Origin of the sequence: Arthrobacter sp. 147(2020) (assembly GCF_013116715.1) — a bacterium.
Classification (GTDB): Bacteria; Actinomycetota; Actinomycetes; order Actinomycetales; family Micrococcaceae; genus Arthrobacter_D.
The window spans coordinates 1-22,252 of sequence record NZ_JABFOM010000020.1 but is presented as its reverse complement, the minus strand read 5'-3'; the positions used below and the strand labels follow the sequence as shown (position 1 = coordinate 22,252).

18 protein-coding genes are annotated in these 22,252 nt (G+C 66.4%); 8 read left to right on the top strand and 10 right to left on the bottom strand.

Annotation, left to right across the window (positions count from 1 at the left end; genetic code table 11):
• Positions 1 to 4: 4 nt before the first annotated feature.
• A complete protein-coding gene (locus HMI58_RS12755; protein WP_171620275.1) occupies positions 5 to 799 on the bottom strand; it encodes a TIM barrel protein in 795 nt (264 codons plus the stop codon).
• 214 nt (positions 800 to 1,013) lie between these two features.
• Positions 1,014 to 1,955, bottom strand: a complete 942-nt coding sequence (locus HMI58_RS12750; RefSeq protein WP_171620273.1) for a type IV toxin-antitoxin system AbiEi family antitoxin domain-containing protein — start codon at positions 1,953 to 1,955, stop codon at positions 1,014 to 1,016.
• A 372-nt stretch (positions 1,956 to 2,327) separates the two neighbouring features.
• Here HMI58_RS12750 and HMI58_RS14970 point away from each other — a divergent pair, with 372 nt between their 5' ends.
• Together HMI58_RS14970 and HMI58_RS12740 are read left to right on the top strand one after the other, a co-directional pair.
• A complete protein-coding gene (locus HMI58_RS14970) occupies positions 2,328 to 3,305 on the top strand; it encodes a ring-cleaving dioxygenase (protein WP_171584348.1) in 978 nt (325 codons plus the stop codon).
• 9 nt (positions 3,306 to 3,314) lie between these two features.
• On the top strand, positions 3,315 to 3,953 hold the full coding sequence (locus tag HMI58_RS12740; protein WP_171620270.1) for an alpha/beta hydrolase: 639 nt from the start codon (positions 3,315 to 3,317) through the stop codon (positions 3,951 to 3,953).
• Positions 3,954 to 4,109: 156 nt separating this feature from the next.
• Here HMI58_RS12740 and HMI58_RS12735 read toward each other — a convergent pair whose 3' ends face one another.
• From HMI58_RS12735 to HMI58_RS12725, 3 genes are read right to left on the bottom strand one after another with little or no spacing between them, the layout of a single operon-like run.
• Entirely contained in the window at positions 4,110 to 5,033 is a 924-nt protein-coding gene (locus HMI58_RS12735; protein ID WP_171620268.1) for a sugar phosphate isomerase/epimerase family protein, read from the bottom strand.
• Positions 5,030 to 6,244, bottom strand: a complete 1,215-nt coding sequence (locus HMI58_RS12730) for a dihydrodipicolinate synthase family protein (RefSeq protein WP_171620266.1) — start codon at positions 6,242 to 6,244, stop codon at positions 5,030 to 5,032. The genes HMI58_RS12735 and HMI58_RS12730 overlap by 4 nt, the downstream gene beginning before the upstream one ends.
• Complete coding sequence (locus HMI58_RS12725; RefSeq protein WP_171620264.1) at positions 6,241 to 7,407, bottom strand: Gfo/Idh/MocA family oxidoreductase; 1,167 nt, start codon at positions 7,405 to 7,407, stop codon at positions 6,241 to 6,243. The genes HMI58_RS12730 and HMI58_RS12725 overlap by 4 nt, the downstream gene beginning before the upstream one ends.
• A 278-nt stretch (positions 7,408 to 7,685) precedes the next feature.
• Between HMI58_RS12725 and HMI58_RS12720 the strand changes: the two genes are divergently transcribed.
• Positions 7,686 to 9,035, top strand: coding sequence for a glycoside-pentoside-hexuronide (GPH):cation symporter (locus tag HMI58_RS12720; protein WP_171620262.1), 1,350 nt, complete (start codon positions 7,686 to 7,688; stop codon positions 9,033 to 9,035).
• A 34-nt stretch (positions 9,036 to 9,069) separates the two neighbouring features.
• On the opposite strand, the gene HMI58_RS12715 is transcribed toward HMI58_RS12720, so the two are convergent.
• The gene (locus tag HMI58_RS12715) at positions 9,070 to 10,086 is read right to left on the bottom strand and encodes a LacI family DNA-binding transcriptional regulator (protein WP_171620260.1); all 1,017 of its coding nucleotides are present in this window, start codon (positions 10,084 to 10,086) and stop codon (positions 9,070 to 9,072) included.
• A gap of 208 nt (positions 10,087 to 10,294) precedes the next feature.
• Between HMI58_RS12715 and HMI58_RS12710 the strand changes: the two genes are divergently transcribed.
• Genes HMI58_RS12710 through HMI58_RS12690 form a run of 5 tightly spaced genes read left to right on the top strand, consistent with a single transcriptional unit; the run spans position 10,295 to position 16,144 of the window.
• Entirely contained in the window at positions 10,295 to 11,665 is a 1,371-nt protein-coding gene (locus HMI58_RS12710) for a Gfo/Idh/MocA family oxidoreductase (protein WP_205208165.1), read from the top strand.
• A complete protein-coding gene (locus tag HMI58_RS12705) occupies positions 11,662 to 12,666 on the top strand; it encodes an NAD(P)-dependent oxidoreductase (protein ID WP_171584341.1) in 1,005 nt (334 codons plus the stop codon). The genes HMI58_RS12710 and HMI58_RS12705 overlap by 4 nt, the downstream gene beginning before the upstream one ends.
• A complete protein-coding gene (locus HMI58_RS12700) occupies positions 12,663 to 13,574 on the top strand; it encodes a 5-dehydro-4-deoxyglucarate dehydratase (protein WP_171620256.1) in 912 nt (303 codons plus the stop codon). Before HMI58_RS12705 ends, HMI58_RS12700 begins: the two co-directional genes overlap by 4 nt.
• Positions 13,571 to 14,638 (top strand): mandelate racemase/muconate lactonizing enzyme family protein, encoded by a 1,068-nt coding sequence (locus HMI58_RS12695; RefSeq protein ID WP_171584339.1) that lies wholly within the window; start codon positions 13,571 to 13,573, stop codon positions 14,636 to 14,638. The genes HMI58_RS12700 and HMI58_RS12695 overlap by 4 nt, the downstream gene beginning before the upstream one ends.
• Before the next feature lie 57 nt (positions 14,639 to 14,695).
• On the top strand, positions 14,696 to 16,144 hold the full coding sequence (locus HMI58_RS12690) for an aldehyde dehydrogenase (NADP(+)) (protein WP_171620254.1): 1,449 nt from the start codon (positions 14,696 to 14,698) through the stop codon (positions 16,142 to 16,144).
• Positions 16,145 to 16,224: 80 nt separating this feature from the next.
• Here the strand turns inward: HMI58_RS12690 and HMI58_RS12685 are convergent, their stop codons facing one another.
• From HMI58_RS12685 to HMI58_RS12670, 4 genes are all read right to left on the bottom strand, one after another.
• A complete protein-coding gene (locus HMI58_RS12685) occupies positions 16,225 to 17,361 on the bottom strand; it encodes an aminopeptidase P family protein (RefSeq protein ID WP_225668125.1) in 1,137 nt (378 codons plus the stop codon).
• Positions 17,358 to 19,379 (bottom strand): DUF6807 family protein, encoded by a 2,022-nt coding sequence (locus HMI58_RS12680; protein WP_171620252.1) that lies wholly within the window; start codon positions 19,377 to 19,379, stop codon positions 17,358 to 17,360. Before HMI58_RS12680 ends, HMI58_RS12685 begins: the two co-directional genes overlap by 4 nt.
• Positions 19,380 to 19,461: 82 nt before the next feature.
• Entirely contained in the window at positions 19,462 to 20,775 is a 1,314-nt protein-coding gene (locus tag HMI58_RS12675) for an extracellular solute-binding protein (protein ID WP_171620250.1), read from the bottom strand.
• A gap of 84 nt (positions 20,776 to 20,859) precedes the next feature.
• Entirely contained in the window at positions 20,860 to 22,158 is a 1,299-nt protein-coding gene (locus HMI58_RS12670) for an extracellular solute-binding protein (protein ID WP_171584335.1), read from the bottom strand.
• Between the last annotated feature and the right edge of the window lie 94 nt (positions 22,159 to 22,252).

Here is a 22,252-nt window from a genome sequence, read left to right as displayed (position 1 = left end):
TCCTTTACTTGCTGGCTGTCGTGGTGGCCCAGGAAAATGCCTGGTCGGCGGGGGTCTTGTATTCGAGGCCGATCGGGCCCTGGTAGCCGAGGGCGCGGCTGCGGTCGATCCAGTCCGTCAGGGGGAGGTTTCCGCTGCCGGGAGCGCCGCGGCCCGGTGCGTCGGCAATCTGGATGTGCCCAAAGTCCTGGGCGTGGGCCTCGATGACGGCGCTGACGTCGTCGCCGTTCACTGACAGGTGGTAGAAATCGGCGAGGAGCAAGATGTTCCTGGCACCGCGGGCGTGGACCCGGGCGATGACGTCCAGGGCATCCTGGGCGGTCTTGAGCGGGTAGCGGTCGGCGCCGCTGACCGGTTCCAGCAGGACGGTTCCGCCGATCGCGGCGACCGCCTCTGCGGCGAGCACCAGGTTGTCGACGGCGAGCGCGTCCTGCTCCTCCGGGCTGACGCCGTCCACCCGGTTGCCGTACAGGGCATTGAACGACGTACAGCCCAGCCGCTTCCCAATCCCGACGACGACGGGCAGGTTCTCCCGGAACTCCTCACTGCGGTCTGGCCAGGACACCAGGCCGCGATCCCCGCCGGGCATGTCTCCCGCGTTGAAGTTCAGGCCGGTCAGCTGGACGCCAGCACTGGTAATGGCGTTCTCGAACTCCTCGACCTCCGCGGCCGACGGCGTCGAGGTGGGGAAGGGCCACCAGAACTCGACCGCGTCGAAGCCGGCCGCTTTTGCCGCCGCCGGACGCTCCAGCAGCGGCAACTCGGTGAGGAGGATTGAACAGTTCACGGTGTAGGTCATGAGGATCCCCAAGTTCGGTTGTCATTCCGTATTATGGAAGGTTTCTTCTGTCTGATGAAATAGTATTGCTGGTTAAGGATGTCCGTCAACCAGTTTCTTCGCAGTTACGGCCCCAACAGCAAGATCCGCCGCTTGCAACCGGCGGATCTTGCGCCAGGGGCCGTTTATATGGCGGCAGACTGGCACCGCGTCAATGGAGGACAAAGTTTCAGAGCTAGGCTGCCCGGCGTGCAGCGGCCTTCCGAAGGTGGTTCAGGATCCGCTCCCTGAGTTCTGCTTCCTTGAACAGGTCAGCCCATTCGATCCTCAGGATGGTCCACCCGAGTTCGACCAGTGCCTTCTCGCGTCGACGCTCTTCAAAGAGGACTTGAGACGTGGGCTGGTAGTCGAAGTATTTGACCCGGCCATCGAATTCCATGGCAGCGCGCAAGTCCCGCCAGGCGAAGTCCAGCCGGTGGTCACCCAGCCTGCTGGTGACACAGACCTGCTGTTCAGGCATCGGAATCCGCAGGGATCGCATGACATCCAGCGTGAGGGTCTCGCCCGGAGACTCCGACAGGTGGCTCGCGTTCGCTACCACCCTCCGCGCATTCCCGATGCCTTTGTGATTAGCGAGGCCTTCAACGATGCGCTTCATCACCGCGATGTTGGCTCCCAGACTAAGGGCGTGCTCAGCTGTGACAAGTCCCTGCCGATACTGGAAGATCCGCGAACAGTCCACCACGGTACGTTCCAACGAGGTGACGAGCAGGCCGAGCTTCTGGGTCACCTCCGGGGCCGCCAACCACCCCTGATGCTTACGAACATCCCGGGCATGGCTCGTCGGTGAAGCATTCGACGATTGGGTAATGTGAATCAGCGGATCGGGATTCAGCAGGTACAACCCGTGGAGACGAGCCGCAGAGGTGTGGCTATAGACCGGAGCCTCGTTGCCCAGAGATGCGCCAACCGCGCTATGAGAAACCACCCGGAGCAGTTGCTGGCCATCCGTGGTCAACGTCTTCCACCGTTCAATGGACTGGTAACAGCCGCGCCGGACCCGAACCAACTCTCCTCGCCTCACCAAGGCGGCGATAGTGGCGGTGGTGAACCCCCGGTCATGGAGTTCACCTGTGAGCCATAGCTCTTCTCGCTCCAGCCACTGCAAGGTTGTCATGGCAACTAGGATGCCCAGCCGAAACCCACATCTCCATGGGTCTACCAGGCTATGTGGACAACCCGCCGGAGTCCGTTCCGGCGGGACCCGGTCAGCACGTCGGTGCCAGCGCGCTCCATCCTGGCACCCCTTGCCTGCCTAAGCAGGCCTGCGCCGGCACAGCCAGATCAACACGCCCGCGCCGGCACAGCCAGAGCCAAAACCGGCCTCAACAGCAAGATCCGCCGCTTGCAATCGGCGGGTCTTGCTCCGGGGGCCGGTTTTACGTGGAACCCACTGGGGACTCCGCAAACACGCCGGGAACAATTAGAGTGGTCCATGCGTTTGCATCTACATACCGGCGTCCACCGCTGGAACTAACGAGGAGGAAGTGTGACCGCACAAACTGAAGGGCTCCACCACGTCACCGCAATTGCGGGCGACCCCCAGAAGAACATCGACTTCTACATCAAGGGCCTGGGCCTGCGACTCGTCAAGAAGACAGTGAACTTCGACGATCCGGGCACGTATCACCTCTACTACGGCGACGAAGCCGGCAGCCCCGGCTCCCTCCTGACTTTCTTCCCCTGGCAGGGCATCCGGAGCGGCAAGGTCGGCACCGGACAGTCCACCACCACCGCGTTCTCCGTCCCGCAGGGCACCCTCGGCTGGTGGCAGGACCACTTCAAGGCCATCGGCGTCGAGTCATCGATCGCCCGGGCATCCTCAGAGGAAGAGCGTCTGTCGCTCCGCGATCCCGACGGCCTGCAGATCGACCTGGTGGCGTCGTCGCTCACTGACCCGCGCAACCCGTGGGACTCCGCCTCCGTCCCCGCCGAGTACGCCGTCCGCGGCCAGCACTCATCGGTGCTGACCGTCGAGGACCCCACTGCGAGCCTGGAAACCTTCACCCGTGACCTGGGCATGAAGATCCTCAGCGAAACCGATGGGCGGTACCGCCTCAGCACTCACGACGGCGAGCCCGGCACTGTCGTTGACCTGGTCACCGACCGCCGCGGCGAGCGGGGCCTCGTGGCTGGCGGAACCGTCCACCACATCGCCTTCCGGGTGCCCGACCAGGCCACCCAGGAACTTTGGCGCCAGGAACTGGCGGAGCGCGGCTACGCGGTCACGGCCATCCTCGACCGCCAGTACTTCACCTCGATCTACTTCAGGGAGCCAGGCGGCACTCTACTGGAAATCGCCACGGATACCCCGGGCTTCGACATCGACGAGCCCTTGCTCGAGCTGGGGCGCTCCCTGAAGCTGCCACCATGGCTGGAGCCCAACCGGGATGCCATCTCGCACGCCGTCGCCAAGATCAACGTGCCCGATGAGAACAATCCGTCCATCGCCACCTTCCTGAGCTAGGAGCATCAGATGACCAATGTTGACCAGTGGCCGCACCTCTACGATGCGGGAAAACCCGACAGCCCCGTCCTCCTGCTGCTCCATGGGACCGGTGGCACCGAGCATGACCTGCTGCAACTGGCCCAGCGCCTGTCACCCCAGGCGGGCTACCTCGCCCCACGGGGTCCGGTGCAGGAACAGGGTATGAACCGGTGGTTCCGCCGGTTCGGCGAGGGCAAGTTCGACGTCGACGACGTCGTCCGGCGTGCCGGTGAGCTCGCCGATTTCATCGAGTGGGCCCGCGGGAACTACGGTCTGGGCGAGCGGAAGGTCATCGCGGTCGGGTTCTCCAATGGCGCGAACATCGCCCTGGCCACCGTCCTGTTGCACCCCCAGGCGCTGACCGACGTGGTCTCCTTCTCCGGGATGTATCCGCTCGGTGACCGCTCGTTCGACGGCGACCTGTCGGGCACCGCCGTCGCACTCTTCAACGGGGAGGCGGACGCCATGGCGCCGCTGACCAGCGTGACGCAGCTGAAGTCGGTGCTCGACAACGCAGGCTCCGACGTCCACCAGGCCGTCCGCGAGGGCGGGCATGGCGTGCACCCCACCGAGGTGGATGCTGCGGCAACGTGGATTGGTTCCCGCACGGCTCCCGCCGCCCGGTAAACAGACACGCCGTACGCAACCGCGCCGCAAGGAAACACGCCGTAAGCAACCTCTATCCACCCGCTGACCTTCGTGGCCGGTGGAGTGGTGCCGCGTGGCCGCTGTCCCCCATGCAGCGGCCACGCGGCGAGTTCCCGCGTCAGTCGCTGAACGCTGTCAGGCGCGCGCGTCCGCGGGCAGAGGCGCCGAGGCAAGGTGCGGCAGCACGTGTTCAGCCCAGCGGGCCTTCACCGTCTCGACGGCGTCGGCGCCCGGGGTGTCCCAGATGCCCTGGTTGAAGATCTCCACCTCCACCGGGCCGGTGTACCCGGCGTCGGCCACCCAGCGCCCGATCGTGGCGAAATCGACGAAGCCGTCTCCCATGTAGCCGCGGGACAGCAGCGCATCGGCGGCAATGGGCAGGTTGAAGTCGCACACCTGGTAGGAGGCGAGCCGGCCCTCCGCGCCAGCCCGGCTGATCGATGCTTCCAGCGATGGATCCCACCAGACGTGGAACGTATCCACCACCACACCGACGGTGTCGGCGGGGAACGGTGCGGCCAGGTCAAGGGCCTGCCCCAGGGTGGAGAGCACCGCGCGGTCCGCCGCGTACATCGGGTGCAGCGGTTCGAGCACCAGGCGCACTCCGTGCTGCTGCGCGACTGGCACCAGTTCGGCGAGCCGGTCGGCCACCCGTCGTCGGGCGGCGGCAACGTCCTTCGCTCCGGGCGCTGACGGGTCGACGGCGGGTCCCCCGATCAGTGCGCTGGCCGCGGGAAGGCCACCCACCACCATGATCAGTTCGCGCGTGCCGAGCGCGGCAGCCTCACGGATCGCCTCGGTGTTGTCGGCGAGCGCGCGCTGCTGGCCTTCGGCGTCGGACGCGGTGAGGAAACCGCCCCGGCATAGGCTGGACACCTGCAGGCCGGCGTCCAGCACCAGCCGCACCGCGTTGTCCAGTCCGGCTTCGGCGACCCGGTCCCGCCACACGCCGAGGTGCTGCAGGCCGGCGTCGGCGTAGACACGGACCGCTTCCTCAAGGGTCAGGCTTTTCGTGGTGGCCGTGTTGATCGACAGGCGGCTGAAGTCGGCGGCGCTCACGCGTTCACTCCGTAGGCGCCGAGCAGCTGGCTGAAGCGGTGGGCTGCGAGCTCCGGATCGGTCAGCAGACCGGCGGCGTCGGCCAGTTCAAAGGTCTCGCTCAGATGCAGCACCGACCGCCCGGAATGCAGGCCACCCACCATCTGGAACCCCGGCTGTTTGCCGTTGAGCCAGGACAGGAACGCCACCCCGGTCTTGTAGTAGAGCGTCGGCGCGCTGAAGATGTGCTTGCCGAGCTCCCGGGTGGAGTCGAGGATCTCCCGCCCCCGGCCCGGGTCGCCGGCGTCGTACGCCTGCAGCGCGGCCGAGGCCGCCGGGTAGATCGCCGCGAAGATGCCCAGCAGGGCGTCCGAGTGATGCGTGTCGTCGCCATGGATCAGCTCCGGATAGTTGAAGTCGTCACCGGTGTAGAGCCGGACACTCGCCGGGAGCGCGGCCCGCAGGGCGACCTCGTGTGCCGCGTCGAGCAGGGACACCTTCACGCCGTCCACCGCCGACGTGTTCGCCGCGATGATGTCGCGGAAGGTCTGCGTAGCCGCCGCGACGTCGTCGCTCCCCCAATACCCGGCGAGAGCGGGGTCAAACATGGTCCCCAGCCAGTGCAGGATGACCGGCTGATCAGCCTCGGCGAGCAGCGTGCCGTACACGTACTGGTAGTCGTCAGGGCCGTCGGCCACCGCGGCCAGCGCGCGCGAGGCCATCAGGATCACCTTCGCGCCCGCATCGGAGACCACCTTCACCTGCTCCCGGTACGCCTCAATGACCGCATCCAGGCCCGCACGGCCAGCGGGCAGCCCCGCCAGGTCCAGCTGGTCGGTGCCCGCACCGCAGGCGAGCAGATCGCGCACCGACTTCCCGCGGGTAGCTGGATCGCTGGAATTGACGACGACGGCGGCTTCCGCCCCCGAGCGTCGGATCAGTTCCTGGGTGGCTGGCCAGTCCAGGCCCATGCCGCGCTGCGCCGTGTCCATCGCGTCAGCCACACCGAGGCCGTAGGACCACAGTTCCCTGCGGTAAGCCAGGGTGTGGTCCCAGTCGAGCACCGCTGGTGCGCCGGGGGTGTTGTCGGCGGTCACTACCGGAATAACGTGGGCTGCCGCGTAGACGTGGCGGGAGGTAAGTGACGCCGTCGGCCGGGGCCACGACGTCGCTTCCCGGAGCTCGTGCCGGTTGAAGGTTCCGTCCCGGGAGGGGAGGTGTAGGGCGGTCACAGTACGATCTCCGGGATGTCCAGGGTGCGACGCTCTGCCGACGACTGCAGACCCAACTCGGCCAGCTGCACCCCGCGGGCGGCCGAGAGCAGCCCGAAACGGTGTTCGCGCCCAGCGGCTACGTCCCGCAGGAACTCTTCCCACTGCAGCTTGAACCCGTTGTCCAGTTCGGCGTTCGCTGGGACTTCCTGCCACTGGTCGCGGAACGAGTCGGTGACCGGCAGGTCGGGGTTCCAGACCGGCTTCGGGGTATGGGCGCGCTGCTGGGCGACACACTTGTTGAGGCCGGCGACTGCCGAACCGTGGGTGCCGTCGATCTGAAACTCGACCAGTTCGTCACGGTAGACGCGGACGGCCCAGGAGGAGTTGATCTGGGCGATGACGCTGTCGCCGGCAGGTGTTTCCAATTCGAAGATGCCGTAGGCGGAGTCATCGGCGGTGGCCTGATACTCCTTGCCCTGCTCGTCCCAGCGGGTAGGGATGTGGGTGGCGGTCTTGGCATTGACGCTGCGGACCTCACCGATGATGCTCTCCAGCACGTAGTTCCAGTGGCAGAACATGTCGGTGGTCATGCCGCCGCCGTCCTCCTTGCGGTAGTTCCAGGAGGGGCGCTGCGCCGGCTGGATCTCGCCCTCGAAGACCCAGTAGCCAAACTCGCCCCGCAGGGAAAGGATGCGGCCGAAGAATCCTTCGTCCACCAACCGGCGCAGTTTCACCAGGCCCGGCAGGTAGAGCTTGTCATGCACCACTCCGGCGGTGACGCCCGAGTCGCGGGCAATCCGGGCCAGTTCGACGGCTTCCTCAAGGGTTTCGGCGGTGGGCTTCTCGGTGTAGATGTGCTTGCCCGCCGCCATGGCCTTCTTCAGGGTTGCTGCCCGCAGCGAGGTCATCGAGGCGTCGAAGACAATATCGACGGTCGGGTCATTGATGATGCCGTCCAGATCGGTGGTCCAGTGCTCCACCTTGTGCTGCTGGGCCAGGTCCCGAATCTTCGATTCGCTGCGGCCCACCAGGATGGGTTCCACCTGCACCCGGCTCCCATCTGCCAGCAGCACTCCTCCGGCTTCGCGGATGGGCAGGATTGAGCGGAGCAGGTGCTGGCGGTACCCCATCCGGCCGGTGATGCCGTTCATGGCGATACGGAGGGTGCGTGTGGTGGTCATGGATGATCTCCCGGTGTGGTGCGAGGACTGACGGTGGTACAGGAAAGTATTGGAAAGCGCTTTCCACTCTAGCGAGGGAATTCCGGGGCGTCAACGGTTGGATGTGACGCGGATCATTTCCATCAGCACCGACGCACGCGACGCCGGCCTATTAGTGCGCCCGCATTGACCCGTGCGCTAACCGACTGATACCTTCCAAGAAAACGCTTTCTCGGAACCTGCGTCCCATCATAGCGCTCGCGTCCGGCTGCTCATTCCCAGAAAGGCCCCGGAGCGCTATGAACCAACCCACCGCTGGACCCGAGCCCCGGCCCATCGCCATCGCGGGGTATGGAGCGGGGGACATGGCCAACAGCATGGCGTTCACCACCATCGGCATGTTCCTGCTGGTCTACTACACCGACGTCGCCGGTATACCCGCCGCAGCCGCCGGCACCGTCCTGCTCCTTGCGGGTCTGTTCAACGCCGTCACGGACATCTTCGCTGGACGGGCAGCGGACCGGAACTACCATCGCAGGCTCGGCAAGTTCAGGCCGTTCCTGCTGTTCGGGGCGGTCCCGCTCACGCTGTGCGTGGCAATGTTCCACGTCCCGGGGCTGGACCCCGCCGGGAAGATCATCTACGCCTACGTCACCTACTTCGCCTTCTGCCTGGCCTACAGCCTGGTCAATGTGCCCTACGGCGCCCTTGTGGGCGCCATGACCCGCAACCCCCGCAGCCGTGCCCGGCTGGCCAGCGCCCGCACTATCGGTGGACTCGCCACCTCATCCATCCTGGGGGTGTTCGTGGCACCGCTCCTGAGCGCCGACGCCGACCTGCAGGCCATCTTCACCACGCTGACCGTCGGCTTCGCCGTTGCGGGTACGGGACTGTACCTCTTTTGCGCGCTATCCACCCGGGAACAGGTCCATCAGGCATCCCCCAGGCTCTCGCTCCGACAGGCGGGGGCGGCGCTGAAAGGCAACACTCCCTTGCTGGTGCTTTGCATCAGTTCGCTGCTCTTCATGACGTCCAATGTCGTCACCAACACCGCCAAGCTCTTCTACCTGCGGGACGTGCTGCAACGGTTGGACCTCTTTCCGATAGTGGCGCTCGCACAGGTGCTGATCACCCTGGCGCTTGCGGCGACGGCTCCCCGCCTGGTGCACCGCTTCGGTAAGCGCAGCATCTACATCGCCGGTGGACTCACCAGCGCCGTCGGGGGCGTCCTGGTCTTTGCGGCACCGACAGATCTGGTCTGGGTTGCACTGCTGGGCATCTTCCTGGCCCTCGCCGGAGCGGCCAGCGTCAGCATCATGGTGTGGGCGCTGATCGCCGACACGGTGGAATACGGGGAGTGGAAAACCGGCGTACGCTCCGACGGCATCAACTACTCCCTGCTGTCGTCGACCCGGAAGATGGGGATGGCCTTCGGCGGCGCCCTGGCCGCCTTCGCCCTGGCCTGGGGCGGCTACCAGTCAGGCGCGGTTCAGCAGTCCGAGGCGGCGATGTTCGGCATCCGGGTCGCGGCGGGTCTGGCACCGGCGATCACCATCCTGGTGGCCGTCGCAGTGATGTTCTGGTACCGGCTCACGGACCGCACCCACGCCGAACTGGTCGCCACCATCGGCAGTAGACCAGCCGCTTGACAGTCAGGGGCGTCACGGGCCGCTGACCGGACAGCTACGACCGGGGGACTGGGCCGGTACTGCCCCGGACCACGACCTGCGGGGAGAAGATGGTACCCAGGCTTACCTGGTCATCCTCCTGCAGCACCGACCGCATCCGCTCCCAGGCGGCCTCACCGAGTTCGGTAATTGGAACCGCAGCGGTCGTCAGGGGCGGCGTGGTGTACCGGGCGAAGGGAATATCATCGAAGCCCGTCACCGAGATTTCACCCGGCACGGCCACGCCATGCTCGTGCAGTCCACTGAGCAGTCCCATCGCCACCAGGTCGTTGAACGCAAGGACCGCCGTCGCCCCGGAGGCGAGGATGCGATCCACCGATTCATGGCCCTCGGCGAAACTCACGCCGCCGGCGAGCGTCTGAAGCTCCACCTCGGGATGCTCCGCCATGAATTTGGCCAACCCGTCGACCCGCAACCGGTTGGATGCACTCGGCTCGGGTCCGGACAGGAAGGCGAGCCGCCGATGCCCGAGTCCCACCAGGTAGGACGCCAGCTCCTGGATGCCCTGGCCGTAGTCCGCCGAGAGGGACGGGGTGTTCTCGATTTCGATGGTGCGGTTGATCAGCACCAGCGGGTGTAGCGAGGAGGCCAGGTCCTGCAGTTCGGCGTCGCTCATTCGCGGCGCGCAAAGGACGACGCCGTCGCACCGCCGTCGCGCCTCGGCCGCCAGGATGGCCTCTTCGCTGAGCACCTCGGAGGAGTCGGCAATGAGCACGCGGTACCCATCCTTGGCTGCCGCCCGGCTGACACCCCGAAGCATGGCCTGAAAGGTGGGGTTCCCCAGATCGGGCACCACCACGCCAATAGTGTCTGTCTTTCCCAGCGCCAGCGACCGCCCCACCGAATTGGGGTAGTACTTTAGCTCGGCGGCCGAATCCCGTACGCGCTGGGCAATCACCGGATCCACGGTGAAGTTGCCATTCATCACCCGGGACACCGTGGCATGCGAGACGCCTGCGTGTTTGGCCACGTCAGCAATGCCGGTGCGCCGTGTAGTGGATCGCTTAGCCATCAAACCTGTTGACATCCCATCGGATAGTGCTGCGGCGTACGCCCTGTTGACGGAATCACCCTGAGTTGATACAAATCATATAACGCTTTCAGAAAACGTTTTCTCGTAAAGCTGCTCGTGGGATCACGCGGATCCCAGACCCGTTCCTGGAAAGGGATATCCTGTGACCAACGTCGACACAGTTGAAACTTCGCCCGATTCATCCCCGCTGGACGCCCAGCTACCCGCCGACCGCCGGACCCGCTTTGCCCTCATCGGCACCGGGGCCCGCTCGGAAATGTACATCCAGGCCATCCTTGAGACCCACGCGGACGTAGCGACCCTGGTGGGCCTCAGCGACACAAACCCCGGCCGGGTGGAGCACTACCAGGGACTGATCCGCGACCTGACGCAGTCGCCCGATTCCTCGATCCCCACCTTCCAGCCAGAGAACCTCACCGCCTTTATCCGCGAGAATGCAGTGCAGCGGGTCATTGTCACCACCCCCGACTACACCCACGCCGACTACATCGTTGAGGCGCTGGAAGCCGGGGCCGACGTCGTCGTCGAGAAGCCCCTGACCATCAACGCGGAAGGGTGCCAGCGGATTACGCAGGCCGTTGAGGAGACCGGGCGCAGCGTGGTCGTCACCTTCAACTACCGGTACTCCCCCCGCAACAGCGCCCTGAAAGAAGTCATCCAGAGCGGCGCGCTGGGAACCATCACCTCAGTGGACTTCAGCTGGATGCTCGACACCGTCCACGGGGCCGACTACTTCCGCCGCTGGCACCGGGAGAAGGAAAAGTCCGGTGGCCTGCTAATCCACAAGGCATCCCATCACTTCGACCTCGTCAACTGGTGGATCGATGACGTACCGGAGCGCGTGTATGCCTCCGGTGCCCTCCGGTTCTACGGTGACCAGAACGCCACCGAGCGAGGCCTCGGCGAACGCAAGGACAGGGGCACTCACGACGGCGCAGCCACCGACCCGTTCGCCCTGGATCTCCGCGACGACCCCCGGCTCGAAGCCCTCTACCTGAAGAACGAACACCATGACGGGTACCGGCGCGACCAGGATGTCTTCACCAGCGGCATCACCATCGAGGACAACCTTGCCCTCGTCGTCGACTACCAGCGGGGGCCCACTCTGTCCTACTCGCTCAACGCGCACAGCCCCTGGGAGGGTTACCGGGTGTCGGTGAATGGCACCGAGGGTCGCGCCGAACTGGAAGTGGTCGAACGGGCAGCCGTGTCTGGTAGCTCCGACAAGAAGAACGTCGTCGACCCCAGCGCCACCCCGGTCAGCGAGAACGACCAGGTGCGCCGCAACGGTGAACGCCTGATCGTCCAGCGGCACTGGGAACCGGCCACCGAGGTCACCATCCACAACGGGGAAGGTGCCCACGGGGGCGGGGACCGGCTGCTGCTCTCCGACCTGTTCAACGGCCCCGGGGAGGATCCGCTGGGCCGCCCGTCCGGGTACATCGATGGCCTCAGCGCCGTCGCCGTCGGCATCGCGGGCAATGAATCCCTCGCCACGTCGCTGCCCGTCCGGATTCCCGAGCTGGGGCTCGGCATGGACCTGCGGCGGACGCCGTGAGCGGCGCAGCATCGACGGTTCTCGTCACCGGAGGGGCCGGGCGGCTGGGCCGCAGCGTGGTGGCCGGCCTGGCGAACGCCGGGTACGCGGTCGTCTCCGTGGACCGCGATCTCGCGCCCGAGGATGCCTTCCCCGCTGGCGTGATCCAGGAACGCGCGGACTTGCTGGCCGACGGCGAACCCCGCCGGGTCATCGAGGCCCACCGTCCGGACGCGGTCATCCACCTGGCGGCCATCGCCGTCCCCTTCAGCGCTCCCGAAGAGGTCATCTTCCACACCAACAGCCGGTTGGCCTTTACGGTGCTCCAGGCTGCCACCGAACTGGGCGTCCGGAAGATCATTACCGCCAGTTCCCCGACGGTGCTCGGCTACGGCGCCCCTTCCGGGTGGCTTCCCGAGGAGTTTCCGCTCAGCGAGGCGACCCCGCCCCGGCCGTGGAACGCGTACGCCCTGTCCAAGTACCTCGCGGAGCAGGTCATGGAGATGTTCACCCTTTCCCACGGCGACCGTAGCAGGTACGCGGCGTTCCGCCCCTGCTTCGTCATCTCCCCCGAAGAATGGGACGGCGCACCCACGCAGCAGGGCCACACGGTGACCGAACGGCTCGCCGACGCGGCCCTCGCCGCCCCGGCCCTATTCAACTATGTCGATGCCCGCGATGTCTCGGACTTCCTGGATATCCTGCTCCAGAAGATGGACACCATTCCCAACGGGCAGACCTTCTTCGTGGGCGCGGCCGATGCCCTCGCCACCGAACCGCTGGCCGACCTCCTGCCACGATTCGTGGCCGGCAGCGGGTCACTCACCGAATCGCTCACCGGGACCTCTCCCGCGTTCTCGATCGAGAAGGCGCAACGCCTCCTCGGCTGGGAACCGCGCCGCAGCTGGCGCTCGGAACTGAGCACGGCGACGGCGGACGGCCAGCACCCACCAGAGAACCCCACCACCGACACGCCAGCCGAGCTGGCGACAGCCTCGCGCGGAAACCAGGTAAACCCATGAAATTCGACGGCGTCCTCTTTTTCCCAGTCACCCCGTTCTCCCCGGACAACACGGTTGACCTCGACTCGCTGAAGGAGCACGTCGGGTCGCGGATGCAACACAACCCGGGCGGTGTTTTCCCCGCCTGCGGCACCGGCGAGTTCCACTCCCTCAGCCTGGAAGAAGTGCGCGACGTCGTCCGCGCCACCGTTGAGGTGGTGGCGGGTGCCGTCCCGGTCGTCGCAGGCACGGGTGGGCCCCTCGGCCACGCACTGGCCACGGCCCGGGCCGCCGAGGAGGTTGGCGCGGATGCCCTCCTGGTGCTGCCGCCCTACCTGGTCAATGGGCCCATCGCTGGGCTGATCGCCTACATTGAGACCATTGCGGCTGCCACCAGCCTGCCGGTGATCGTGTACCACCGGGCGAACGCCAGGTTCACTGCCGCCGCCATGACCCACCTCGCGGCCAACCCCAAGGTGATCGGATTCAAGGACGGGGTGGGCGACGTCGGCGTGGCCCAGGAGATCGTCTCGGCCATCAGGGCCTCCGGGCGCAGCGACTTCCTGTTTTTCAACGGGCTGCTGACCGCCGAGCTGACCCAGGGTGCCTACCGGGGTCTTGGCATACCCCTGTACTCCTCGGCAGCGTTCGCCATGGCGCCGGACATCGCCAACGCGTACTACCGGGCCTACATCGACAACAACGAGGATCGCCGCCACCAGCTGCTCACCGACTTCTATGAGCCGCTGGTGCGTCTCCGCGACCAGACTCCCGGATTCGGCGTGTCACTGATCAAGGCGGGCCTCGGATTGGAAGGGCACGCCTACGGGTCGGTCCGGCCGCCCCTGGTTGACCCTACCGAAAACCAGCTCATGGAGCTCAAGCGCATCCTCGAGATTGGCCATACTTTGGCGTCCGCCCACGCATGAGCGCCCGCATCACTGCGCTGACCACCCGCCTGCACACCATCGACCTGACCCGTCCCTGGGGTCCGGACGTTCCGGTGGTCAACGTGGTGGCCACCGAGGTAAGCACCGACGAGGGACGGACCGGCTCCGGGTTCGCGTGGACCCCGACCATCGGCGCCCACGCGGTCCAGTCACTGCTGGATCATGACATTGCTCCCTTCGCGATCGGGCTGGAGGCCAAACCCGAGCTGGTCTGGGATCAGCTCTGGAAGTGGCTTCACGAAGCTGGCGGCGGTGGCCTGACCACCATCGCCATGGCCGGCCTCGACCTCGCCCTGTGGGACCTGACGGCCAAGGAACAGCACTCCTCGCTGACCGATCTGCTGGGGCAACGCCAGGACTCCGTTCAGGTCTACGGGTCAGGGGTGAACCTGCATTACTCACAGGAGGACCTGGTGGCGCAGGTGAAGCGCTGGGTTGCCAGCGGCAAGACGGCGGTGAAGATCAAGGTCGGCAAACCAGATATCCGCGAAGACATGGAACGGGTTGCAGCAGTCCGTGAGGTACTCGGTCGGGACCGCAAACTCATGATCGACGCCAACCAGCGCTGGGACCTGCCCACCACGCTGCGCGCCATCGATGCTCTCGAGCAGTTCGACCTGGAGTGGCTTGAGGAGCCCCTTCGCGCCGACGACCTGGGCGCGTACACCCGGCTGCGGAAGCAGTCACGGGTTCCGATCGCCCTGGGCGAGAACGTCCACACCATCTACCGCTTCAGCGACTTCATCGCCGCGGACGCCGTCGACATCATCCAACCCAATGTGGTGCGGGTGGGCGGGATCACCCCGTTCCGCCGGATCGTTGAACTGGCCCGGGCGCACAGCATCAAGGTCACTCCGCACCTACTGCCTGAACTGTCAGGACAGTTGGCCCTCACCCTGGCCGAACCGACCTGGGTGGAAGACGTCGAGGACGCCTCATTCGAGAGCCTCGGGGTCCTTACCGGACCCAGCCCGATCTCCATCCAGCGCGGACTGCTCACCACCACGGCGCAGCCCGGCCTCGGCCTCGACTTCGCTCCCTAAACCACCGGTCAGCACCACCGACGACCGTTTTCCCACCTACTGGAAGAGGAACACAGCGTGACTACCACCTCCGAACTCAATGAACTCACCAAGGCGGCCACCGCAGCGGCCACCCAGGCCGCAGCAGCCACTGACGGTGAACGCGCCGCCTGGCTTGTCGCGGTCGCCGACGCGCTCGACGCGAACACCGACGAACTGGTAGCCCTCGCGGACACCGAAACCCACCTTGGCCCCGTCCGGCTGAAGGGGGAAGTGGGTCGTACCACCGGGCAGTTGCGCCTCTTCGCCGACGTGATCACCGAGGGCTCCTACCTGGAGGCGATCATCGACCATGCGGTTCCCTCCGCTACCCCACCCAAGCCGGACCTGCGGCGGATCCTGCGCCCGCTGGGACCGGTCGGGGTATTTTCTGCCTCCAACTTCCCCTTTGCGTTCTCCGTAGCCGGCGGTGACACGGCGTCAGCACTCGCTGTCGGTTGCTCGGTCATCGTCAAGGCGCACTCGGGGCACCTGAAGTTGTCCGAGCGCACCGCCGAGATCGTCACCGAAGCCCTCGATAAGGCCGGAGCCCCCCGCGGCATCTTCGCGCTGATCAGCGGGCGAAGCGCCGGCACCGAGCTGGTGCAGCATCCGGCCATCAAGGCTGTCGGGTTCACGGGTTCGATCCCGGGAGGGCGGGCCCTGTTTGATCTGGCGGTGTCACGCCCCGACCCCATCCCGTTCTACGGCGAGCTGGGCAGCCTGAACCCGGTGGTCGTCACTGCGGCCGCCGCCGCTGCCCGCAGCACCGAACTCGCCGAGGGTCTGGTGGCTTCCTTCACGATGGGCGCTGGCCAGTTCTGCACGAAACCCGGTCTGGTGTTCATCCCCGCCGGCACCGGTTTCCCTGACCAGGTTGTCACTGCCGCAGCCGGCAAGGGCGGAGCACCCATGCTCACCACGCGGATCGCTGAGGCGTACCCGGACGGGCTCCGCCAGCTGGCCGAACAACCAGGTGTCGACGTCCTGAGCGGCGAGATCGCCCAGGAGGCCGCCAGCGACGGCGCCGCCCCGGTGGTCTTCTCCACCAGTGCCTCGGCTGTCCTGGCGAATCCCGACAGCATCCTTGAGGAATGCTTCGGTCCCACCACCGTGCTGATCGAGTACACCGATCAGGACGAACTCGCAGCAGTACTGGCGAAAGTGCCCGGTAGCCTGACCGGGACCATTCATGCAGAGGCCGATGAAGAGGTCACGGAGCTGGTGACCCAGCTGTCAGGACTGGCCGGGCGGGTGCTGTTCAACGGGTGGCCCACCGGTGTTGCGGTGAACTGGGCGCAGCAACACGGTGGACCGTGGCCTGCCACCACCTCCCTGTTCACCTCGGTGGGTGCGACGGCGGTGCGGCGGTTTCTGCGGCCGGTCGCCTATCAGGATGCGCCCGAGGCGGTCCTCCACCCGGCGCTGCGTGAGGCGAATCCCCTGGGCATCCCCCGCCGCGTCGACGGAACGCTCACGTTGAGCTAGGCACTGTACCTCCATCTAGACAGATATAGAGGTACAGCCCGCGCCGAGAGGTGCTCAGCTTCTTCCTATCCCCAGCCGCCCTACAACTGAAGAGTTGTGGGGCGGTTGAGGTTTCCCACCCTTTCGACCGGCCAGCGCTGATCAACGCTCAGGACTTCGATCCCGGCGTCACCGAGCAGCACGGTGTCCTCGATTTTCACGCCGGGCGCCGACGGGTTCCAGGTGAACGACTGGTTGGCCACCACCTCATCGTCGGTGACTGGGGTAGCCCGGGGATCGCGCCCCGCGTAGCCAGCCGGTCCGCCCTGGTGGTGCATCAGCCACTGGTCGGGACCGAAGCCGTGCCGTTCGTAGGATTCGCGCAGTTGGTCGATAATTCCGTTCAGGCGTGCGCCGGGGACTGTCGCGGTGAAGATGTCCTCTTCTACCAGCGCGATGCGCCGTTCGGCGTCGAGCGCTGATGCGGTGGCCGCACCGAACCGTACCCAGCGGGTGGCATTCGCAACCATCCCGTGCCGGCGGGCGCAGACCACCACCATCGCCCCGGCACCGAGTGGCGCCGCGGTTGGCAGTGGATGCCTGAACGTTGACCGGCTGCTGCCGTTGCAGAGCAGGACCAGGGGTTCGGCCCCGATATTGGTCACCCGTTCCGCCAGGGTCGCTGTAACCTGCCGTTCGGTGCTCTCCGGCGAAACCGTCATCAGGACATCGGTCAGGATAGCTGCCACTTCGCGGTTTAGCGCCCGGTACCGGGACAGTTCCACCGGGAGCAGGCTCCGGCGGGCGTCCCGCAGGTCGCGCGCCAACTCCGCCTCGGCCGCAGGCGCCACCCCGGGCCCGAACCAGCGGCCGACCTCGTGCAGCTGCTGATGCCAGGGCACCTGGTGGAGGGTCAGGCCTGGTGGGAGTTCCTCGGAACGCAACCGTTCAAACTCGTTGGTGAAGGTCACCAGGTGATCGCCGTCTCCGGTCACCAGGACCGCGGCCACCGGATCTCCGGCCAAGCTGATGTGGACCCGGCTCCCGCCCAGGTACCAGGTCAGCGCCGTAGTGGATGTCAGCAGCACCGCGTCGCGCCCGGAGCGGTCCAGGACGGCCAGCACCCGCTCGCGCTTCAGGGCCCGTTCCGTCGCGCAGTCCTCAGGCGTCGGGGCGGCGAAGGCGGCGTCCGCCGGCACGGGCCGGGTGAGATCGCCGACCAGCATCTCCCCGGTCATGGGAGGTCCACGATCGCGCCAGTGAGGGAGGTGATCTGAGCGACGTCGAGCCTGCCGTCGGCTACCAGCACCCTGACGGTGCGGGTCACGGGGGTACCCGGGGCAACGGTCAACGGGGTCTCCCAGGCAAGCGACAGCCCCACCCCTGGGTACCCCTCGGACCTGACGAACCAGGGGTCGGGGGCCTCGGGGGCGGCGAGGAACACCAGGGTGGCCTCGCTTCCGCTGAACTGTGCGCTGAAGGACAGCCAGGGTGAGGTGGAGCCGTGCACCCCTGCCTCTCCGGCTGCGTCCTCGGTCCGGATCTCCGGCTCTGCTGCAGCGGGGAGCCGCCAGAAGAATCCTCCGTACCCGCCGCCTGCACGGCCGTTGGACCCGGGGCTACCCAGGTCGACGCGGGCGTCCCGTGCGGCCAGGGTGAAGGAGAGCGAGAGCAGCCAGGTGGTGTCGTTGACGGGGGCCCCTTCCCACCGGCGGGTTTCGTCCAGTAGCGCGGTGCCGTCGGGCCCGGACCAAACCAGGTTCTCCTGGAGGGAGGCGCCGGTGAACTCCTGGCTGGAGGCGTGGATACGTCCGTGGTCCTCCCGCCAGATGTATCGCCCGGCTTCCCTGCGGTAGGTGCGCCCACCCCAGCAGTTGACGCCGTTGACGTCCTGGATCGCGACGCCGACCCCTAGGTGCCACACATGGTCGAGCGGCAGGTGGTCGGTGACGACCGTTCCGTTGAGCGTGCGGACCGGGTGGAGGTAGGGGCGCGGTGCCAGAGTGGGGGCGATGCTGGCGCCGTCGCGGTAGTCGGCGACATTTGTCCCGTTCACCAGCAGGCTTCCGGAGGGAGCCGATCCGGCCCAGTCGGGGAGAATCTCGCTGAAGAGCGCCTGGGCCTTTTGTGCCCGCTGGATGAGGGTTTCGACGTCGCGCACGACCGGGTGGGCGTCGTCGCCGTCCCCCTCCCAGGTCACATACCCATCGGGGATGGCGCGGGGTGCGTCCGCCGTGCGGATCGCTTCCATCACCGTCATGAAGGCGCCGCTGGCCTCGAGTGGGCTGAGCAGTGTCTCCCCGGTGGCCCTGTGCCGCAGCAGGTTCTCCAGAAGGTCAGTCCGTCCGAAGTGCTCGACCCGTTCATCCCCGTCGGTGGTGGTGATGGCCAGCTCGTCCTCGGTGTAGTAGAAGACGATGCGTCCCGTGGTCCCCTCGACCGTGACGCTCGGCCGCTCCTGGGTCGCGGCGCACAGCGTGAGGGCACACATCACTGTCAGGCCCGCGCTGGTGCGGATCCGCAGCGAGGAGGTGTCGTCGCTCTCGATGTCGTGGGCACGGAACAGGTCGGTTTCCACCGACAGGATGTCCTCGCGGGTTCGTGCTCCGGCGACGCGCAGAGCCGTGGCGACTGCGTGGGCCAGCGGGTTCGTGGCGACGCCGTCAACCACGTCGACCCCGTCGAGGGTCCGCTTTCCTGCCCAGCGGGAGCGCTTGAAATAGCCTCGGGTCCGCACCCAACGGCCTTCGGCGCTGATGCCGCGTACGGCGCCGATCTGGCCGGTGGCCAGGAGCTCGTCGATGCGGTCCAGTGCCAGCGAGCCGAGGCTCTGGAAGCCGGTTTGGACGGCGACGCCAGCCGTAGCCGCCTCGGCCAGCAGCTCCTCGAACTGTGCCATGGAGGCAACCGGGGGCTTTTCCAGGTAGACATCGCTGCCCAGGGTGAAAGCCGTGCGAGCCAGCGGAGCATGGGACTGGATGGGGGTGGCGATCACGACGACGTCCGGCGTGGCCCCCGATCCGGCCAGGCTGGCAAGGTCGGAGTGCACCTCCACCGCCGCGCCGACCGCTCCTGGCTCCGGGGGTGTCGGGTCGGCCACGGCGACCAGCCGGGTTTGTCCCGCATCCTCCAGCCGCGCAAGGTTGACCAGGTGGCGCGCTCCGTAACCGTGCACGCCGACCAACGCGACCGTCGAGGCGGGGGCTAGGTGGCCCGTCTGGCGAGTGGCCGCAACGCGTGAATCGGGCAGTGGCATCGGTGGATCCTTCTCGTGGGTAAGGGGTAGGGAACAACTGGGAGGGGACGGCATGGTGCCGTCCCCTCCCAGTTGCGGGTGCCTAGCCGGCGCTGATCAGGTTTTCGATCTCGCTGGTCATCTGCTCGGTGGCCTGCTCAGGGGTGAGACGCTCGAAGAGCACCTCGGAGACGTAGCGTCCCACCACGTCCTGCACTCCACCGGTACCAACCGGTGATGGCAGTGGCGCTTCAGCCATATCCGGGCGGATCTCGTCGAGGAAGGAGACCACCGACTGGTCTGCCTCACCCAGTTCGGGGGTGATCGCTTCAGCCATGTCCGGGTTTACCGGCACGCCGCGGTCGACCAGCATCACCTTCGCTGCCTCCGCGTCGTTGGCCAGGAAGTTCACGAAGTCAGCAGCGGCTTCCTTGTTCTCCGACTGTTCCGAAATGGACCAGTACATTGACGCCTTAAAGTACATGCCGTTCTCGGCGGCGTTGCCCGACTCGGAGGGGACGCGGAGCATGCTGATGTTGCTGTCCGATGCCGTGCGCAGGGCAGCCAGCTGGTTGGACCAGTACCAGCCCATTCCCGCCCGGTTGGTGGGGAACTCCCCTGCCTCAAAGGTGCCCGAGGAGTTCTCGGTGAACTCGGAGGCGGTGGGGCCGCCGCCGTCGTCGCGCACGGTCAACAGGTGCTCGAACCAGGAGGTGACGTTCTCGGGGCTGTAGCCCACCGAGCCTTCCTCCTCGTTGTAGAGGGACTCGCCCTGCTGGCGCAGCCAGATGCGCAGGTCAACATCCTGGGCCCCGAACTCGGTACCGCGGGAGTCCCCGCCAAGCTTCTCCTGCAGTTCGGCGGAAATGTTGTAGTAGTCATCCCAGGTCCAGGTGGAGTCATCCGGCAGTTCCACGCCCGCTTCCTCGAAAAGGTCCTCGTTCACCATGACCACGTAGGCATTCTGCCCCGTGCTCAGGCCGTACAGCCCGTCCTCGTACTGGCCCAGGCTCAGCGCCGAGTCGTCGAACTTCGAGAGGTCGAGGTTGGGAAGGTCGTTCAGGTTGGCCAGGGCACCGCGGCCCGCGTACTCCTGCAGGTACTTCTCATCCATGGTGATGACGTCGGGAGCGTCACCGCCGGCCGTGGTGGTGGCCAGCCGGTCCCAGTAGCCCCCGAAGTCGCCGTACTCGCCGGAGATGTCGACGCCCTCATTGTTCTCCTCGAACATGGTGATCAGCTGCTCGTTCGCCTCATGGCGGGGGTCCGAACCCCACCAGGAGAAGCGCAAGCTCGCATCGCCGGAGGCATCCGATCCGGAGTCGCTACCCCCGCCGCAGGCGGTCAGGCCCAGGGCGAGTGCCATGGCCATCGCTACTGCGCTACGGCTTTTAGTGGTGCGGGAGAATTTCGTCATTGATTTCCTCTTCTTCGTTTCGGTTCGTCTGCTGGGTCTGGTTCGGGTATGGATGGGAACGGGGTGGTACTGGTGGTGCCGTGGCTAGCCCTGGATCAGACCCTCGATCTCGGCGGTCATCTGCTCGGCAGCCTCGGCGGGGGTCATATCCCCGAACAGGACCTCCGAGTCGTACCGCAGGATCACGTCCTGGACGCCGCCCGCGCCGACCGGTGAGGGAGCGGGGCTGGTGGCAACGTTGGGTTCGATTTCCTCGAGGAAGTCGACCACTGCCTGGTCGGCCTCGCCGAGCTCCGGCCGGACGGCAGCCGCCATGTCCGGGTTCACTGGCACGCCGCGGTCGACCAGCATTTTCTTGGCCGGCTCCTCGTTGTTGGCGAGGTAGTTCACGAAGTCGGCGGCGGCGTCCTGGTTCTCGGACTGGCTGGAGATGGACCAGTACATGGATGCCTTGTAGTACATGCCGTTGTCGGCTTCGTTGCCGGTCATGGAGGGAGCGCGCAGCATCCTGATGTCGCTGCCGGAAGAGGTCCGCAGCACCTCCAGCTGGTTGGACCAGTACCAGCTCATGGCGGTCTTGTTGGTGGGGAAGCTCTGGCCTTCGAAGGTTCCGGCCTGGGCTTCAGTCCACTCGGCGGGGCTGGCACCGCCAGCCTCGTCGCGCACCTTGATCAGGTGCTCAAACCACGCCTCGGCGGACTCGGGGGTGTAGCCCACGCCGTCGTTGGTCTCGTTGTAGAGCGACTCACCCTGCTGGCGCAGCCAGACCCGGAGGCTTCCGTCGGCGGAATTGCCGTAATCGGAGCCGCTGACGCCGTCAAGGTTCTCGGAGACTTCCTTGGAGACCCGATAGTAGTCGTCCCAGGTCCAGGTGGTGTCGTCGGGTATCTCCACTCCCGCCTCGGCGAAGAGGTCAGCGTTGACGACAACGGTGAGGGCGTTGCGTCCGGTGCTCAGGCCGTACAGTCCGTCTTCAAACCGGCCCAGGTCGAGGGTGGCCTCGTCGAACTTAGAGAGGTCGATGTTGGGGAGCTCGGAGAGATCCGCGAGTGCACCCCGGCCGGCGTATTCCTGCAGGTACTTTTCGTCCATCGTGATGACGTCCGGGGCGTCCCGGCCGGCGGTGGTGGTCGCCAGACGGTCCCAGTAGCCGGAGAAGTCGGAAAACTCGCCCTCGATGGTGACGTCTTCGTTGGCAGCGGTGTAGTCCTCGATGATCTGCTCGTTCACTGCGTGGCGGGGATCCGATCCCCACCAGGAGAACCTGAGGTTTCCGTCGCCTTCGCTGCCACCGCTACCACCGCAGGCTGCGAGCGAGAGGCTGAGGCCTGCGACCATGGTGACCGCGGTGGCGGTCCTGATACGGGTGGATAAATTCTTCATTGAACGCTTCTTTCATTGCGTGCCGGGTAGTCCTGAAGACGTGCGGTGGGGTTATTTGCCGCCGGTGGTGGCGATGCCTTTGACGAGGTATTTC